At 73.1% G+C, this 18,055-nt stretch carries 11 protein-coding genes; 8 read left to right on the top strand and 3 right to left on the bottom strand.

The genetic code is table 11. The features are described 5' to 3' along the window. Window positions 1–466: 466 nt before the first annotated feature. Entirely contained in the window at window positions 467–1,315 is an 849-nt protein-coding gene (locus tag ACIPYS_RS08380; protein ID WP_400744780.1) for a helix-turn-helix domain-containing protein, read from the bottom strand. Window positions 1,316–2,186: 871 nt separating this feature from the next. Between ACIPYS_RS08380 and ACIPYS_RS08375 the strand changes: the two genes are divergently transcribed. Beyond that, window positions 2,187–2,528, top strand: a complete 342-nt coding sequence (locus ACIPYS_RS08375; protein WP_400744778.1) for an SsgA family sporulation/cell division regulator — start codon at window positions 2,187–2,189, stop codon at window positions 2,526–2,528. An 87-nt stretch (window positions 2,529–2,615) separates the two neighbouring features. Here the strand turns inward: ACIPYS_RS08375 and ACIPYS_RS08370 are convergent, their stop codons facing one another. Beyond that, window positions 2,616–5,495 carry an ATP-binding protein gene (locus ACIPYS_RS08370; protein WP_400744776.1) on the bottom strand — a complete coding sequence of 960 codons (2,880 nt, stop codon included), beginning with the start codon at window positions 5,493–5,495 and terminating at the stop codon, window positions 2,616–2,618. 199 nt (window positions 5,496–5,694) lie between these two features. Between ACIPYS_RS08370 and ACIPYS_RS08365 the strand changes: the two genes are divergently transcribed. From ACIPYS_RS08365 to ACIPYS_RS08335, 7 genes are all read left to right on the top strand, one after another. Beyond that, window positions 5,695–6,741 (top strand): helix-turn-helix domain-containing protein, encoded by a 1,047-nt coding sequence (locus ACIPYS_RS08365; RefSeq protein ID WP_400744774.1) that lies wholly within the window; start codon window positions 5,695–5,697, stop codon window positions 6,739–6,741. Window positions 6,742–6,767: 26 nt separating this feature from the next. Further along, on the top strand, window positions 6,768–7,736 hold the full coding sequence (locus tag ACIPYS_RS08360) for a helix-turn-helix domain-containing protein (protein ID WP_400744773.1): 969 nt from the start codon (window positions 6,768–6,770) through the stop codon (window positions 7,734–7,736). Window positions 7,737–8,166: 430 nt separating this feature from the next. Further along, a complete protein-coding gene (locus ACIPYS_RS08355; RefSeq protein ID WP_400744772.1) occupies window positions 8,167–13,041 on the top strand; it encodes an RHS repeat-associated core domain-containing protein in 4,875 nt (1,624 codons plus the stop codon). 86 nt (window positions 13,042–13,127) lie between these two features. Beyond that, window positions 13,128–14,156, top strand: coding sequence for a hypothetical protein (locus tag ACIPYS_RS08350; protein ID WP_400744771.1), 1,029 nt, complete (start codon window positions 13,128–13,130; stop codon window positions 14,154–14,156). A 1,347-nt stretch (window positions 14,157–15,503) separates the two neighbouring features. Then, window positions 15,504–15,989, top strand: coding sequence for an NUDIX domain-containing protein (locus tag ACIPYS_RS08345; protein ID WP_400744770.1), 486 nt, complete (start codon window positions 15,504–15,506; stop codon window positions 15,987–15,989). Between the two features lie 38 nt (window positions 15,990–16,027). Then, window positions 16,028–16,414 carry a nucleotide pyrophosphohydrolase gene (locus tag ACIPYS_RS08340; protein ID WP_400744769.1) on the top strand — a complete coding sequence of 129 codons (387 nt, stop codon included), beginning with the start codon at window positions 16,028–16,030 and terminating at the stop codon, window positions 16,412–16,414. Window positions 16,415–16,433: 19 nt separating this feature from the next. After that, window positions 16,434–17,093, top strand: coding sequence for a 2'-5' RNA ligase family protein (locus ACIPYS_RS08335; protein WP_400744767.1), 660 nt, complete (start codon window positions 16,434–16,436; stop codon window positions 17,091–17,093). A 129-nt stretch (window positions 17,094–17,222) separates the two neighbouring features. On the opposite strand, the gene nadE is transcribed toward ACIPYS_RS08335, so the two are convergent. Continuing rightward, on the bottom strand, window positions 17,223–18,047 hold the full coding sequence (gene nadE / locus ACIPYS_RS08330) for an ammonia-dependent NAD(+) synthetase (protein WP_400744765.1): 825 nt from the start codon (window positions 18,045–18,047) through the stop codon (window positions 17,223–17,225). Window positions 18,048–18,055: the final 8 nt, after the last annotated feature.

Raw genomic sequence — 18,055 nt, 5'->3', positions numbered from 1 at the left:
AGAGCCTTGGGCAGCAGCGGTTCAGCCCGTCGGACACGGCGCAGATCATCACAGCGGTCGGCGGACTGATGACAGCGACCGGACTCAGCGTCGCAGGGATACTGAAGGCGCTCGCCCTCCTTGTGCACGCACGTGCTGACATGGTCCGCGCCCGCGAGGGTCTCCCGTCGGCGGGGCGGTCGGCGGTGCCTGACGACGGCGACCCGACCGGAAGCGGCCGGACGGACTGAGCAGGCGCCGGGACGGGTCGGCCCCGCCCCGCGGCCGGGCGGCCTGGCTCGCGTACCGCGCGGCCGGCTGTGCGGCCGGGGCGTGGGGCAGGGGCGGTGACCGGTCCACGGGCGGTCGGCACAGGTGTCCTTGGCCCTCGACCGGCCGCGCCGGGCCGGACGGCGGCCCGGCCGGAGAGGTCGGCGGGCGGCCTGTCGGGCGCCGCCGCGGCGGTCGGGGCGCCGCGGCGGCGGAATCAGGAGGCCGGGTTGTGACCGTCGGCCTGTACGGCATAGGCCTGCCACTCCCGCGGGGAGACCCCGTAGGTCTCACGGAACGCCCGGCTGAAATGGGAGTGGCTGACGAAGCCCCACCGGTGCGCGACGGCGGAGACGCTGGTCTGCCGCCGGGAGGGACGTTCCAGCTCCCGGCGACAGGCGTCCAGGCGCCGCTGCCGTACCCACTGGCCCACCGTCGTCCCGTCCTGCTGGAACAGCTTGTGCAGGTAGCGCACCGAGATGTGCTGCGACCGGGCGACCGAGTCGGGCGAGAGGTCCGGGTCCGCGAGGTTGTCCTCGATGTGGGCGCGGATGCGGGACAGCAGCTCGGCCGCGCCGGTCGGGTGCTCCGGCTGTTCCCGTTCGAGCAGGTCGGTCACCAGGACGGCGACGATGTCGGAGACGCTGCGCGCGAGGTGGTTGCCCGGCCGGGCGCGGTGGGCCCGGGCCTGGGTGGTGAGGGTCCGCAGGAACTGGGAGGCGAGCGAGCCGATCCCCTCACTCCCCCGCGCCAGCAGCCCGCCCGTACGCCGGACGTCACCGTGCCGGACGCCCAGGTAGAAGCAGGGGATGCGAAAGCGGACCATCCGGCATTCGGAGTCCTGCAGCAGGCCCGCGGGGTGCGGGGTGGTGCCGATCAGGAGGTCCCCGGGCGCCAGGGTGGTGCTGTCGCCCCGGCGCCGGACGGAGGCCGTGCCCCGGACGTGCAGGACGACGTAGAGGCAGTCCCCGGGATCGGTTCCGGGCGGCGGGGAGAGGATGTCGATGCAGCTGCCGCCGCCGTCGCGGGCGGCCTGGTCGAGCTGGTGGTGCTCGTTCTCGGACATGGGTGAGGGACCCGACTGGCTCACGGGAGACTCCGACCGGTTCGTTTGGTTCTGTGCGGGTGCAGGAAGCGGGTGCGGGAGGGGGTGCGGGAGGGGGTAGCGACTGGAGCGCCTCCTCCCCGGGACGGGCGCGCCGATTCGACTTCTTCATGATCAATGGCTTCCTGGCGCCATTCATACAAGGAGCAAAACCGGATGGACAAGGCTTCGACGGACGGAGGACCACGCCGTTCCGTCCGGCCTCGACCGCAGCCTCCCCGGGCAGCGCCGGCCCCCTGGAGGAGGCTGTTCGCACGACCCCACGGGCGGATCCGGAGCTGATCAAATGGCCTTCGGCGTCGTGGAGTTCGAGCCTGCCACAGGCTGCTCGCACCGACCGGCACGGTCCCCCCGGAGCGCCGGTCTCCGGCCTCGCGGGCGAGGCCGCACGACCAGGAGGAACCCGAACCCCGCCCCGCGTACCGGGTGAACGGTGCGCGCACCGCACATCGCGGTGCGCCTCCGGAACATCCGCACCGCCCCGGCCCCCTAGGCTGGGCGGCGAATCCGCCTCACCTGTGCGACGGCAGCTCCCGGGGCCCGGGGCGGGAGCACCACACCGCCTGCCGCGTCGGCTTCCCCACTGCCCGGCGGGCCCCGTCCGACCGGACACCGCAATCGCCGGACATCGCCCCGTGGCGGCCCCCGTCACCCGCGCGGGCCCGGCGCCGGCACCCGTAGCGCGACCCCGACACCGACACCGACCCAGGAGATTCCATGCCCGCCCCCCCAGCCGCTGCCCGGCTCCCGGCCCCACTCGGAGGCGATCAGCACCGAGATCCTCCTCGACGCCCGGCTCGTCCTGGGCGAGCACGAGTCCGTCGACGTCCCTGTGCGCTTCGGTTACCGCAGCGACGACCCGCTCGCCGTCGCGCTCACGTTCCTGGGGCCCGCGGCCGACGCCGGCGTCTGGCGGTTCTCCCGCGACCTGTTGTGGGAAGGGCTGCAGAGGCCCAGCGGCTCCGGCGACGTCCGGGTCTGGCCGCCCTGCACCTGCCACGGCCGCACGGCCCTTCGCGTCATGCTCCGCAACCGCGAGGACGTCGTCCTCCTCGACCTCCCGCCCCGGCAGCTGCGCCGTTGGCTCCGCCGGGAGACCTTCGCGCTCGTCCCCCCGGGCACGGAGGCCGGCACGATCGACTGGGACACCGAGCTGGAACGCCTCGCCGGTTGATGTCCGGCTGACGTCCGGTCACCGCCCGGCACGCGCCGTGCTCGGTCCACGCTCGGCGTCCGCGCTCAGCCCGTGCTCAGCCCGTGCTCAGCCCGTGCCCAGGTCGTCGCTCAGTTCGTCGCTCAGTTCGTCGCTCAGTTCGTCGCTCAGTTCGTCGCTCAGCTGACTGCGGGAGGTGATCCCGAGCTTCGGGAAGATGCGGTAGAGGTGCGCGCCGATCGTCCTCGGCGACAGGCTCAGCCGCCGTCCTATCTCCTTGTTGGAGAGGCCCTGCGCCGCCAGCCCGGCGATCTGGATCTCCTGGGGCGTGAGAAGGTCCCGGCCGGTCCGGCTCGGCCCCGTGCTGCCCTCGCCCGCCGAACGCAGTTCCTGGGACGCCCGTTCGCGCCAGGGCTCCACACCCAGTGCCGCGAAGGAGTCCCGGGCGATCCGCAGCGGGGTCCGGGCCTCCATCACCCGGCGACGGCGGCGCAACCAGGTGCCGTGGGCGAGCATGAGCCGGGCGCGGACGAAGGGCGCGCGGGACATGTCCAGGTCGAAGGCCGCCCGGTACCGTTCCTCGGCCTCATCGTCGTCGGCGAGCAGGGCGTGGGCGAATCCCAGACTCACCCGGATCATCTGCACCTCGCTCGTCCCCGCGAACGTGACGACCTGTCGAAGGGCGGCCTTCGCCGTCGCGCGACGCTCGTCGCCGGTGGCGGCCTCGGCCAGCTCCGCGATGGCCATGGTCTGCATGAACGGGTGGTAGGCGGGATCGGCCGGGTCGAAGACCCGCCAGACGCAGGAGAAGGCCTCGGCGTGCCGGCCGGCGGCGAGCGCGACGAGGCCGCGCGCGATCTGGATGTACGCGAGCTTGGAGGGGTCGACCACGGTCAGCCCCTGACCCTCCGCCTCGCCGATCGCGAGCAGCGCCGTGTCAAGATCCCCCCGCAGCGCCGCGAACTGCGCCTGCGCCACCCGCGCTCCGGTCAGCCAGCGCGGCTGCGCGGTCTCCTCGGCCAGCCGCGCCGCCTCGGCCGCCGCCGGGAGTCCGGTCTCCCGGTCGACGGTGTGCACGGTGGCGAGGGCGAGCAGCACCAGCGTCTTGGTCAGCGGGCCCCGCCGCCCCTGCCGGCGCAGTCCGTCCGCCGCCTGGCGGGCGAATCCGCTGACGTGGTCGAACCCGTTCACCATGATCGCGGCATTACCGAGGGTGGCGGCGGTCAGGGCGTCGTAGCCGCCCTCGCGTTCGAGACGCCGCAGCCGGTCGATCACCGTCGCCGCCGCCTCCAGCGGGGCGGCCCCGGCCAGCGTGCACACCAGGTCGGGGTGGAGTTCCGGGACGGGCAGCCGTTCGGCGGCCGCCACGACGCGTTCCCGCAGTTCCCACCCCGGGTCGGACCACCAGCAGCGCCACGCGGCCACGCGCAGCAGGCGCAGCGCGAGTTCGGGATCACCGGCCCCGGCGGCCTGCTCCGCCGTGGCGATCAGCAGGTGTATCCGGGACGTGCTCGTGTCGGACTCCGACTCCAGCCATTCGCGCAGCAGGACCACGCGAGCCCGCTCCCGCACGTCCGGGCCCAGAGATTCGGCCTGCTGCAGCAGAGCCGACACCCGGTCCGCCTGGCCGAGTTCGAAGCACAACTCGGCGGCGTCGAGGAGGCGGGCCACGCTTCCCGAGGGGGACTCGCTCAATGCGGTGGCGCGTTCCAGCGCCGTCAGGGCCACGGCTGCGGCACCGCGCTCCCTCGCGCCGAGCGCGGCTCGGACCAGTTGCCGTGCCACGGCTTCGTCGGGACGGCCGCCGGCCGCGGCCCGGTGCCACGCCTGCCGGTCGGGCTGTTCGTCGAGGGTCCGGGCGAGCGCCCCGTGGGCGGCGAGCCGGTCCGCGAACAGGGCCGAGGCCAGGACGGCGGAGCGCAGCAGAGGATGGGTGAAGTCGATGCGGAACCGGTCGATGCGCACCAGGCCCGCGGCTATGGCGGGTTCCAGGGCACGTGCGGCGATCCCGGTGCCGGTCATGGCCGAAGCCGCGGCGAGGACCTCGGCGAGCGAAGCGTCGTCGGCGGTGGCCGCCACCAGCAGCGCGTGGCGGGTGTCGGACGGCAGGTCGGCCAACGGCGAGGAGAAGGCGCGCCGGAGTCGGGCGGTGAGAGGAAGCTCCGGCGTCATCGCCGACTCCGTGGACGTCCCGCCCGCCCCCAGGGTGAGGGGGAGTTCGGTCAGCGCGAGGGGGTTGCCGGCCGACATCGCCGCCACGAGGCGGCGTGTCCCCGAAGGGAGGGCGGGGTGGCGGGCGTCCAGCAGGGCGTCGGCCGCGACCGGCGCCAGGGGCCCGAGGCACAGTTCGCGGATGCCGGCGGCACCCGGCCACACCGTACGGTCCTCCCGACCGGCGAGGAGCAGGCCGAGGGGCTCGGTGCCGAGACGGCGCGCGAGGAACCCGAGCACGTCCAGGGTCGGCGGGTCGAGCCACTCGGCGTCGTCCACGACCAGCAGCACGGGTGTTTCGGCCGCCGCCTCGCCGAGCAGGCCGAGGACGGCCAGGGCGATCATGAAGAACCGGGGCGCGGAAGCGCCGGGCGGCGGCTCCTCCCCACGTTCCTCCGCATGCTCCGCCCCACGTTCCTCCGTACGCTCCTGCCCACGGTCCTCCCCACGTCCTTCCGCGCGCTCGTCCATGCCGAAGGCGCCCAGCAGCGCCTTCGCCTGGGCGGCGGGGAGTCGCGGGAGGCGATCCGTCAAGGTCCGGGTCAGCTGGTGCAGCCCCGCGAACGGCAGCCGGCTCTCGGCCTGCACACCCACTGCCCTGAGGACGGTGCACCCGGAGTTCCGGGCCCGGGCGGCGGCGTGGTCCAGGAGGGCGGACTTGCCGGTCCCGGGGCCCCCGTGGATCAGCAGCGCGTCGCCGTGCCCGGGCAGGGCGTCGACCAATGCGTCGACGGCCGCCAGCTCCTCCTCCCGACCGAACAGGGTGGTGCCTGACATCCGATGTCCCTCTGCGCCTCTCGCCACTGCTCCGACCTGGACCGATGCAGTGTAGGCGCACGCGTTGCACAGCCCGAATGCGCTGAGAGTCATGTGTCCGGCGACACACCGATCGCAGTCGCCGCACAGTCATCCTGTCGCCGACGTAAGTCATCCCGTGTCCCATGCTGGATGCCATGCCGACGGAGGGAGAGGACTCATGACGGACGACGGAAACAGGGTTCGCCGCTCCGGCCGGGCCGCCTCCATCGCCCCCGACCGGGCCGCCTCCGTCGCCCCCTTCCCCGTGACCGTGGCGGTCGCCCCGGACGGGACCCCGGCGGACCCGGGCCGGACGAGGACCCGGCGGCTCGGCCACCTGCTCTTCATCACGACCGGGGCGGCTCCGCGCTGCCGCACCTGTGGCGCGCCGGAGATCGCGCGTGGCGGACGGGAGGTCGGCGGCCCCGGCGCGCGGGAGCTCACCGCCCGTGACGCGCGGGAGACCGTCGCCCCTGACTCGCAGCAGGCCGAGGGGTACTTCGTGGTCGCGGTCGTGGGAGCCGGCGGTGCGGTGGTGCGCCAGGACGGCCGGACCGCCGAGGTGCCCGCGGGAGCGGTCACCTTCTGGTACTCCGAGGCCCCCCACCGAGTCGACCCTCCGGACGGCGTGGACGTCAGAGTGTGCGTGATCCCCCGCCGCGCCCTCGGCGTCCCGGACGAGCAACTGCGGCGGGTGACGGCCACCGTCGCCGACACCGGCGGCCCGGTCGCAGCCCTGGTCGCGCAGTCCCTGCTGGCCCTGACCGAGACGGCCGGCGACTGCCCCGAACTCGTCACCGGCCGTCTGGCCCGCAACTTCACCGATCTGGTGGCCGTTCTGGTCACCGCGCAGACCGCCCCCGGCGCGCCGGCCGAGGAGGACTCCCGGTACCACCGGATCCAGGAGATCCACTCCTACATCGACCGGTACCTCCAGGACCCGGGGCTCGACCCGAAGACGATCGCGGCCGCGCACGGCATCTCGGTCCGCTCCCTGCACAAGCTCTTCGAAGGGGAGGGCGTCACCGTCAGCCGCCTGATCCAGCGCCGCCGGCTCCGGGCGACCGCTTGGGAACTCGCACGCCGGGACGGCCGCCGCAGCACCGTCTCAGCCGTGGCCCGGCGCTGGGGCTTCACCGACCCGGCCCACTTCAGCCGCGCCTTCCGTGCCCGGTACGGCATTTCACCGAGCCAGTACCGCGACACCCGCGGCCCGGTGTCCTGATGCCCCCTCACTCCGAGAGGACCCAAGTGTCCACGCCCCTCTCCAGCACGCCCCTCTCCACCACGTCCCTCTCCCCCTCCGACCGGGCGGAGCGCTGGCACGAGGCGGTCTCCCACGCCTTCGTCCCGATGGCCGTGAACCTCCTGGAGAAGGTTCCGTCGCCCGGCCGGATCGTCGGCCACCGGCTGGGCCCCGTACGGATATCGAGGGTCCAGGCCGGCCCGCAGGTGGTGGCGCGCGGCAGGCGCATGATCGCCGACAGCGACCCCTCCTCGCTCATCCTCACCCTCCAGGAACGCGGCACCGCGCTCAAGGAGCAGGACGGCCGGGAGACCCTCGTGCGCCCCGGCGAGTTCTCCCTCACCGACACCTCCCGCGTCTTCCGCAAGAGGATCGACGAGGAGTTCGTCTTCACCTCCTTCCTCTTCCCCCGCGCGGAACTCGACATCCGGGAGACGGACCTGCGGGCGCTCACCGCGACGACCTTCAGCGGCACCGAGGGCAGCGCCGCGCTGGTGGCGACCTATCTCTCCCGGATGGCGCAGGAGGCCGAAGGACTGGACGAGGCCCTCGGGCGCCGCGCCGCGGCCACGGCGCTCGACCTGCTCGCGATGCTCATCGACGACCGGGGCGGACGTGCCCGGCCGCAGGACTCGCGGACCGACGCCTCCCTGGAGCGCGTCAAGGACCACATCCTGCGCAATCTCCGCGATCCGGACCTCTCACCGTCCTCGATCGCGGAGGCGAACTTCATGTCGGTCCGCTTCCTCCACAAGCTCTTCCAGCGCGAGGGCGTCACGGTCGGCGGGTGGATCCGGACGCAGCGGCTGGAACGTTGCGGCCGGGACCTCCTGCGGCCGGTGGCCGGCGAGGTCGGGGTCGCGGGGATCGCCCGGCGCTGGGGCTTCGCCAACTCCAGCCACTTCAGCCGCGCCTTCCGCGCCGCCTACGGCATGTCACCGAGGGACTGGCAGATCGGCGACAGGTCCGCGTGAGCGACCTTCCGCGACCGCACGCCCGGACAACGCGGCCTGCCCGGATCGCACGGCCCGACGGGATCACGCGGCTTGCCCGGATCGCACGGCCCGCCGGGTTCGCACCGAAATCCCGAACCGGTCGGCCGACTTCGCGATGATCGTTCGTCACCGGACCGACCGGCGCGGGAATCAGCCATTCTGCGGGTGCCGAGGACGCGGGGACCGACGGCGCGTCAAAGTGAAGGAAAGCCGTAGGGGCATCAGCCGGACCGTGAGTTCCGTGTGCGGCGCCCCGCAGGACGGTTCGATGTTGCACGGGTGCGTGAACCGGCCCTTTCGGCGGGCCGGGTTCTCTCCTGCCGTCTGTTGCCCCGGGAGCCTCAGCATGAGTTCCATGTCGTCGTTCTTCACACAGGCCGGAAGCTTCGGAAGCGCGGTGTCCGGGGGTGTGGATCCCCGTACCGGCCTGTTCAACGTCCGGATCGGACTGGGGAACCCGGTCGGCAATCGCAACCTCGGACCGTCGTTCCCGCTGACCCTCGGATACTCGCCGCTCACCAGCGCCGACGTGGGCCTGGGGCAGGGGGTTTCGCTGGGACTGACCACCTTCGACCGGGCCGCTCGGCTGCTGACCCTCTCCTCCGGCGAGCAGTACAAAGTACTGGAGACCGACACCGATGTCTTTCTGATGCAGAAGAAGCTCGACACGGTTCGGGTGACGAAGGACGACGATTCCTACCGCGTGGTGCACAAGTCCGGTGATGTCGAGATCCTGACCGGGCCGGACAACGGATTCGATCTCAAGGTGCCCACGGCACTGATCACGCCCGCCGGACATTTCCTGAGTCTGACGTGGGATTTCGGTGACGGTCCCCTCCCGCGGCTGCAGGAGGTCCGTGACGAGAGCGACAGCCTGCTGACCGTGGAATACGGCGACGACGTCAAGGCCACCCTGAACGTCCTGCCCGACCGGTCCGAGGGATTCCGCGTCGAGCTGCGGTTCCGGAACAACCTGCTCTCCGAAGTGCTCCACGTCGGGCCCGGCGCGGACGAGCCGCTGGTGTGGAGCCTCTCGGCCGAGCCGATGGGGCCGGAGGGCGTGTGGGGGTCGTGGATCACCGCGGTGAGCACGCCGGGCGGGATGTCCGAGACGGTCTCCTACCGGCAGGACGAATCCGGCCACCGGTTCCCGGACTCCGCGGGCCTGCCCGCCCTGCCCTGCGTGGACCGGTACGTCCGGGCCCCCGGCGGCGGGCAGCCGCAGATCGAGGTGGAGTACGACTACACGGACACCAACTTCCTCGGTGGCCACTCCGGCGCCGCCTGGGACCCGGACCAGGACACGCTCTACGGGGTCATGACCGACTACTCCTACGGCTCCACCGAATCGGTCACCTGCGGCGGCTCGACCACGACCACCACCCGCTCGTACAACAGCTACCACCTGCTGACGGACGAGACGACCGGCCGCAACGGCTCCTCCCGGCACGTCCGGACGGACTACTACGCCACCGCCGGTCTCCCGTTCGACGAGCAGGACGAGCGGTTCCAGCTCCCGAGGACGCACACGGTCACCTGGACCGGACCCACCGGAGCGACGCGCAGCGAGGTCACGCTGACCGGATTCGACGAGGCGGGCAATCCGCAGAGCCGGACCGATCCCGACGGAGCCCGGACGGACTGGGAGTACTACCCGCCGGGCGGGAGCGGAGCGGACTGCCCGCCCGACCCCCACGGCTTCACCCGGTGGCTCAAGGACGTCACCCGCACCCCGCCGCCGACCGGCTTCGACGCGCCGGTCCACCGGACGTCCTACGCCTACACCGCCTGTTCGACGCCCGACGCGCGGGTGCCCACCGTGGTGCTGAAGTCCTCGGAGCGGCGGTACGCCGACGGCCGGCTCCTGCAACGGGACGACTTCGCCCACAGCACCTCGGGCCCGGAGTTCGGCCGCCTCACCGGGGTGGACGAGGCCGAGTTCCCGGACGGCGAGGGCGGCGCGTCGTACACCGCCTCCCAGACCTTCGCGTTCCGGACGGACGGCGAGGAGCTCGTCCAGACCCACACGCTGACGACGCACGACCGCCTCACCGTCACGCGCTCGCAGCGCCGTTCGCGGTTCACCGGGCGACTGCGCTCGGCCACCGACCCGCAGGGAAACGTCGTCGCGACCACCTACGACGGCCTGGGACGCCCACTGACCCGCACCACCGGGCCGGACACCCCGTACGAGGCGACCGAGAGCTGGAGCTACGAGGTCGGCACCTCCGCGCCGTTCGTGGTGACCTCCACCGACGCGCTGGGCAACCAGCAGCGCACGAGCTTCGACGGAGCGGGCCGGCCGGTCCTGGGCGAGCGCCGGGACACCGACGGCGACGGCGGCTGGTGCACCGTCCAGCGGACGGCCTACGACGAGCAGGGCCGGACGTCCTCCGCCACGGCGGCGGACCACCTGCCCGGCGGGGGCGGCCAGGTGGTCGATCTGACCCAGACGTACACCTACGACGACTGGGGCCAGGTGTCGGGCAGCGCGTGCAGCGACGGCACCGGCCGGACCGCGGCGACGGATCCCGTCGCGCTCACCACCACGGTGCGGCACCTGGGCGGCGGCTCCCCGGTGACCGGTACCTGGGTGACGACGCACGACCTCCGGGGCGAGCCGGTCGCGATGGAGCGGTTCGACCTCCGGGGCGTGTCGGCGGGCCGGCGGGTGCTGGAACGCGACGGCTGGGGCCGGCTGCGCCGCGCGACCGACGAGGCGGGCCGCACCACGAGCCACGACTACGACGCCCACGGCCGGCCCACCCGCACCACCCTGCCGGACGGCACGGTCACCACCCGCGGCTACGCGCCGTTCTCCTCCGACAGCCTCAGCACGGGCCTCACCGTGGGCGCGGTGCCCTACGGCACCCAGGAGTTCGACGGCCTGGGCCGGTCGACGGCGGCGAGCTCCGGCGGCCGCACCTGGTCCTACCGGTACGCCCGGGACAGCGACCCGCTGCCCGCCGTGGTCACCGCGCCGGACGGGCAGCAGGTCTCCTTCACGTTCGTGCCGGAGCTCGACAACGCCGTCTCCGCGGTGCGGGCCGGGACCGTCACCCAGGCGCTCGGCCACGACCCGCGCTCCGGCGTCCTGACCAGCGCCCAGGAGGGCGAGGTCACCGTCACCCGCGAGTACACCGCCGCCGGCCTGCCGCGCACGGAGACCACCGCCCGGTCCGGGCACCCCGACGCCGTGGCCGGCTGGAGCTTCACCCTGGGTGGACTGGAGCACGACTACGTGGGGGTGGACGGTTCCGCCCGGCGGACCACGCGTGACCTCCACGGCCGGATCACCGCCGTCACGGACCCGGCCGTGCGGGTCCTGCCGAGCTACGACAGCGCGGGCCGGGCGACCGGGTGGACCGCCGAGGACCAGCAGTCCGGGTACGCGCTGACCACGACGCTGACCTTCGACGACTTCGGCCGCGAGGTGCTCCGCGCGACGAGCGACAACCTGGGCGGCACCTGGTCGCTCGTCCAGCACTGGCAGGACGACGACCTGCTCGGCCGCCGGACCTTCTCCGACGGCGCGAACCTGCTGCGCGACGAGACCTTCACCTACGACAGCCGCAACCGGCTCGCCACGTACACCTGCGACGGCCCGGCCCCGCCCACCGACGTGGACGGGAACGAGGTCGTGGGGCAGACCTTCGCCTACGACGCCTTCGGCAACGTCACCCAGTGCCGGTCGCGGTTCACCGACGGCTCCGGGACCGCGACGTACCTGTTCGAGAACCCGTCGGACCCGTGCCAGCTGACCGCCGTCCGGCGGACGGGCGGCAAGGGGCCGTCGCGGACCGACCTGGGCTACGACGCCGCCGGACGGCTGACCACCGACGACGCCGGCCGCAGTCTCGGCTACGACGCCCTCGGCCGGCTGCGGTCCGCGGGCCCGGCGAGCCGGTACGGATACGATCCGCTCAACCGCCTGTTCACCCAGGAGGCCGGCGGGGGCACCGACGTCCGGTACTACCGCGGCGAGGCCCTCGCGGCGGTGGTCGAGGACGACCGGCCGGGCCGTCTGGTCCAGCTCGCCGACGGCACCTACGTGGCGCAGGTCCGCCGGGGATCGACCGGGCTCCTCGTTACGGACGGCACCGGGACGGTGCGGCTGGCGGCCGGCGCCGACGGCCGGGAGCAGTACGCCTTCACCCCCCACGGCCAGCGTCCCCCCGGGGCGACCGGCAGCCTGCTGGGCTTCGCCGGCCAGCCGTGCGACCCGGTCACCGGCGCGCACCACCTCGGCAACGGCACCCGGGCGTACAACCCGGCCCTCCTGCGGTTCAACTCCCCCGACACCCTGAGCCCCTTCGGCGCGGGCGGCATCAACCCCTACCTGTACTGCGAGGGCGACCCGGTCAACCGGATCGACCCCTCGGGCCACCTGAGCTGGCAGGCCTGGCTCGGCATCGGCCTGGGCATCGCGGGCCTCGCCCTGACGGTGGTCACCGGAGGCATGGCGATCGCCGCCGCCGGTGGCGTCATGGCCGCGATCGGCGCCGCCTCCGCGACCACGCTCGTCGTCGGCACCCTGGGTGTCGCCTCCGACGTCACCGCCATCGTCGGAGGCGCGCTGGAGACGGCCTCGCCCAAGGCGTCCTCGATCCTCGGCTGGGTCTCGCTCGGCACCGGGGCGGCCGGGCTGGCCGCGGGCGGCCTGGGCTTCGCCCGCACGGCGGCCGGGCGCGCCCCGGCACTCTCCGGAGGGGCGGCGCGCGGTCTCGCCCTGCCGGAGGAGGCGGGCGGGGCGTCCGCCCGAGCGCTGGAGCCGCCCGCTGTCGGCCCCGGGCTGCTCGGCCGGCCGATGATCCGGCCGGGCCGGCGGATCTGGAGCTTCCAGTCCGTGGAGAACGCCAGGGGCGAACGGGTGTGGGTCAGCCAGGACCCGGTCAACGGCACCATGGTCGAGGACGTCGCCCGGGACGCGCTGAAGCGCGGGAAGCGGGTCCACATCCTCAGCGGAACGCACGGCGACCCGCTCGGCGCCAGGACCGTCCGCCACACGGAGTACGGCTTCTTCGTCGAGGACCTCGGCCGGACGCCCCGGGCGCTCAGGAGGGCGCCGAACCGGCCGCTGCGGACGACCTGGGCGAACCAGGTGTACGTCCACAACACACCCGACCTGACGATCGACCGGATCGGGGAGATCCTCAACAGCGATCCGGGGTGCGAGGTGATCGCGGCCTTCTGCTTCAGCCGCAACGACGACCTGGTCCGGGAGTTCCTCGGCCTGGAGGCCACCTACTCCTACGTGCCGCGGCGACCGCGCCCGGCCCACTGAGCGCCGTCCGGGACCGCCCCGGCCCCCGCAGACCCGCACCGGCCCGCACCGGCCCGCACCGGCCCGCACGAACGAAGGAGACGACTGTGCCCATCTGGACGAACGTGTCGAAGCTCTCCGTGGTTCTGGAGAGCGGCGAGCAGAACTGCGACGTCTACGCGAACGGTCAGAACATGATCGGCGTGACGATCGACATCACGCCGGTCGACGAACACGGCAAGAGCATCGAGGTCGACCCCAAGGACCTGGTCGCCAATCTCTGGCTCGTCGACTACGTCGACGGGACGAAGCTCAACTGGCGCGGCAGCACGGGCTGGGGTTACACGGACGTCGCCAACGACTTCGTCGCGGTCCCCGGCCGGTCCGGCGAACGCCCCGGGACGTCGACGGCGGACCAGGGCGCCCAGCAGGTCAAGTTCTACGTCTACTGCCAGCCCGGGGCGAATCCGAAGTCGATCGGCGTGCGCGTCGTGACCGATGCCGGGAACACCGTCACCAGCTCCCAGGACGGGAGCTTCCACAGCAAGGTCGCGCTCACCCCCAGGGCGGCCGTGACGTACATGCTGGGGGACATCACCTGGAACTACTCGCGCGCCACGACCCAGTTCGGCGACGACACCACCGACGTGACGACGGACGCCTGGAACTACTACCTCTCCCTGAACGTGCCGGGCAACTACTTCGTCACCTTCCGGGTGCACGGCCACTACAGCGACGACGGTTACGACGGACTCGTCGCGTACAGCATCCCGTCCGGGCGCGACGACTTCTACGGCGCCTACATCTGGTACCAGGAGCCGCACGACTCCGCGTACTACTCCGAGGACGACGGCGGCAGCCTGGGGCAGATCGTCGACTTCCCCGAGGGCAACCTGTGGTCGGACTGGGCGAGGATCTACGACCGGGAGTACCCCGGGCGCTACCTGTGCTGCACCTGGGTGCACGCCACCACCGGCGGCGACGGCTGGGTCATCCCGAACGGACCGCTGACCGCCTGGTCGGCCTGGTTCACCTCGCGCATCGTCGCCTGGGACCGCTACGGCAACAAGGGCACGTTCTGGCTGAAGGGGTCCGACATCACCAGCGCGCTCAAGCTCTACGACCACGTGCCGTAGGCGCCCGGCCGGCCCGGGGCGGGGCGCCGCGCACCCGTGGCCGGCCTGCCGGCCGCGGGTGCGCGGCGTGAGCGGGTCGGTGCGGTAGGCAACGCTGCCGACGGACAGTCAGAACAGCTGCGTGAAGCCCGGGCGAGAAATGCTCGTACATTCCCCGCCTCAGCACGGGGAACACGGTGCTCGCCGGGGATCCGGCCGCCTCCCCGGACGCCCTCTGCCCCTTGCGCCGGAGCACCACGCAGGCACTCGGCTCGGTCCTCACGGCGCCACGCCGCCCCCGGCACCTCCGCTGCCCGGCGACCTCCCGGCCGGCCCGCCGGCCGAACGAGTGAATCCGGCGACGGATCCGCCCCTCTCGGGCGCCCCGCTCACGACGGCGCCCGCCGGCACCTCGAGCAGAGCCGGGAGACCGCACTCGAACGGGCGCTCGCCGTCTGCGCACGGGGCTCCGCCCCCCTGTCGGACCCCCGCCCGGTCGAGCGGAAGAGGTACTGGCGCGTGGCTGCGAGTGTTCGAAATGTCCCTGTTCGACCCGGGCTCGCCCGGAGGAAATCCGGTTGAAGGGCCGATTCGAACAGCTTCATCATCAAGTCACCTCGATCCCCGACCGGCCATCCAACTCATCTTCCCAATGCCGTACTTGCCGCGCCCGGATGCCGATGCCCGACTCCCCGCGCTCGAACACCGCCCATGCCCGCCGGCCTTCGTGGAGCCCGCACCGACCCGGCCGCCGAGTTCACGTCCCCCGGCCGTCCGGCCGTGCCCGCCCACGACACAGAGGAGCCTGCTCAGTGATCGACTTCCGCCGACTCACCCACCTCGCCGACCCGAAAGCCCCGCCCTGCCTCCAGTACTACCTGCCACTGCTCGCCGACACGGTCGGCCCGGCCTCCGGGAGGAACGCGTGAATCCGCTCGACAACACCCAGCGCCCGGGCGACACCGTGCTCTACGCCGCCCACGCGCTCCGCGAGATCACTCGCGGCAGCACCCTGTCCACCGTCGGCCGGCCCGCATGACCACGCCCCGCCCGCCCCGGGACACCGACCGGCTGCTGCGCGACGCGGCAGGTCCCTACGAGCCGCCGGGCGTGCGCTCCCTCCCACGACCGCGCCCGGCACCTGAGCGTCGGGGAGATCGTCGACGAGAGCGGGCGCCGCCTCTTCGCCGAACGCCACTCGGCCTCGGACGGGCCCGGCCCTGCTTGCCGCCGACGCCCGTCGCGGCTCGCCGTCACCATCGCGCTACCCGGAACCCCGGCCATCAGCACCGACATCACCACGGTCGACCGCACGACCCGAACCACGATATGTGAACGCCCCTTGTCCTCCTACCGGTTGGAGCTCCCATGCAGTCCCTGCGTCAGGCCGTCTGCGTCATCGTCCACGACGAGAGGACCAACAAGGTCGTTTGTGTGCACTACGCCAACGACACCTGGTCCGCCGTGCCCGCCTGGACCGTCCCCGGCGGCAAGGTCGAGGAGGGCGAGCGCCTCGACGAGGCCGCCGCCCGCGAGCTGCGCGAGGAGACGGGCCTGGCCGTCGACGCCGAGGAGCTGCACCTGGTCCACACCGTCCAGGTCAAGGCCGGGTGGGACGGCCAGGGTCCGTTCCTGCTCTCCGTGTTCGCAGCGACCTCCTGGCAGGGCGAGCTGACGAACGCCGAACCGGACAAGCACCTCGCCGTCCTCTGGACGGACGCCGGGGCGCTGCCCACCCCGATGTTCCCCACCTCGCACGCCGCCCTCACCGCCTACCTCGCGGGCGACCGACGGGGGTTCTCCACCCACGGCTGGGACAGCTCCGTCGACCCGCGCGCCCTGGTCGGCGCCTGAGACACCTGCCACCGCCACCGATGCCCTTGGAGTACACGATGCCCGACCGGAAACGACTGCACGACGCCGCACGCGAAGTCCGGGACGCCTACGACCGGCTCAACGACCAACGGCTCGGACGGCGGTGGGACCTCACCGACTACGCGCTCGGCTTCGTGGGCGACGTCGGCGACCTCGCGAAGCTGGTCATGGCCCACGAAGGTCACCGCACCGACGTGAGGGCCGACCGCGAGGCCCTCGCCCACGAACTGTCGGACTGCCTGTTCTCCCTCCTCGTGATCGCGGAGGCGACCGGCATCGACCTCGAAGCGCGGTTCCCCGCCGACATGGCCACCCTCACCACACGGGTCCGCGCACAGCTGACCGCCGCCGAGCAGCCGTCTCCCACCTCACCGCCGGCTGCACCGGCTGCACCGTCCGCATGACGATCCACGAAGGAGAACGATGGAACGGTTCGTACCGAAGTGGCAGGGGCAGGACTGGCCCGCGGGTGGCGCCCGGGCGCTGCACGTCTACGCGGTACCGGACCTCGCGGCCCATCCCGAACTGGCCGAGCTGGTCGGCGAATCCCACAAGGCCATGGCCGCCTTCCCGATCATCCCGATGACCAGCACCCTGCACTGCACCGTGGAGATGGTGGCCGACACCACCAGTGACAGGATCACGCCTGCCGAACGCTCGACCCTGGCGGAGGCGCTGCACCGCCACCTCGCCGGCACCGGCCCGATCCGGGTCACCGTCGGCAGCCCCGTCGCCACCAGGGCCGGCGCCTACCTCGACTGCCATCCCGACGACGAACTGGTCGCCCTGCGCCGCCGCGTCCGCGACGCCATCAGCGAGACGCGCGGGCCCGGCGCGCTCCTCCACGACGGCGGGCGCCCCCACCTCACCCTCGGCTACGCCTTCGACACCGCGTCCTCGGACGCCCTGCAGACCGAACTGCGCCGGATCTCGCCCAGCCACGCCCCGCTCGGCATCGGCGGTGTCGAACTGCTGGACGTCCTGTGGCGCCCGCGGCCCGGCCCCGACGGCCGGCCCGCTTGGGAGCTGTCGTGGGAGCCCGTGGCGACCGTCCCGCTGCGCGGGCAGCGTCCGGCCGGCTGACATCCGGTGCGGGTCCGGCCGGCCGGTCGACAGGGAGGCCGACCGCGGCTCCGGACCGATCCGGCGCCGTGACCGCCGAGAGGATCCTCGGCGGTCACCGGGCCACCCGATGTCCGAACGGCCGAGCCGTCAGGGCGCGATCGGCAGCTGCCGCTTGTGCTCGGTGAGCCGGTAGCGGCGGACGATCGTGGCGAACGCCTCCTCCGACACCGGCTTGCCCTCCAGGAAGTCGTCGATCTCGTCGTAGGTCACGCCGAGCGCGTCCTCGTCCGGCAGGCCCGGCTTCAGCGTCTCCAGGTCGGCGGTCGGCGTCTTCCAGACCAGCGCGGCCGGCGCGCCCAGCGCGTCCGACACGGCGCGCACCCGGCGCTTGGTCAGCCCGGTCAGCGGCACCACGTCCGCCGCGCCGTCGCCGAACTTGGTGAAGAAGCCGGACACGGCCTCCGCCGCGTGGTCGGTGCCCACCACCAGACCGTCGTGCGCGCCGGCCACCGCGTACTGCGCGATCATCCGCTGCCGGGCCTTGATGTTGCCCTGCACGAAGTCCTCGTGGTGGGCGTCCCGGAACCGCGTCCCGCCGACCCGCACCGCGTCCAGCGTGGCGTCGCTCGCCGCCTTCACGTCGACCGTGAGCACCTGGTCCGCGCGGATGAACTCCAGCGCGAGCTGGGCGTCCGCCTCGTCCGCCTGGGTGCCGTACGGCAGGCGCATCGCGTAGAAGGTCGCCTCGTGCCCGGCCGCCCGCGCCCGCTCCACCGCCAGCTGGCACAGCCGGCCGGCGGTCGTCGAGTCCACGCCGCCGCTGATGCCCAGCACCAGCGACCGCAGGCCGGTCGAGGTCAGCCGCTCCGCCAGGAACGCCACCCGCCGCTCGATCTCCACCTCCGCGTCGAACTCCGACTCCACCTGGAGTTCCCGCGCGATCTCCCGCTGCACAGCCGCCACGTCGCTCACGACCTGCT

Origin of the sequence: Kitasatospora sp. NPDC089913 (assembly GCF_044748625.1) — a bacterium.
GTDB lineage: Bacteria > Actinomycetota > Actinomycetes > Streptomycetales > Streptomycetaceae > Kitasatospora.
The sequence above is the reverse complement of the archived record's forward strand: the minus strand, read 5'-3'. Positions and strand labels throughout refer to the sequence as shown.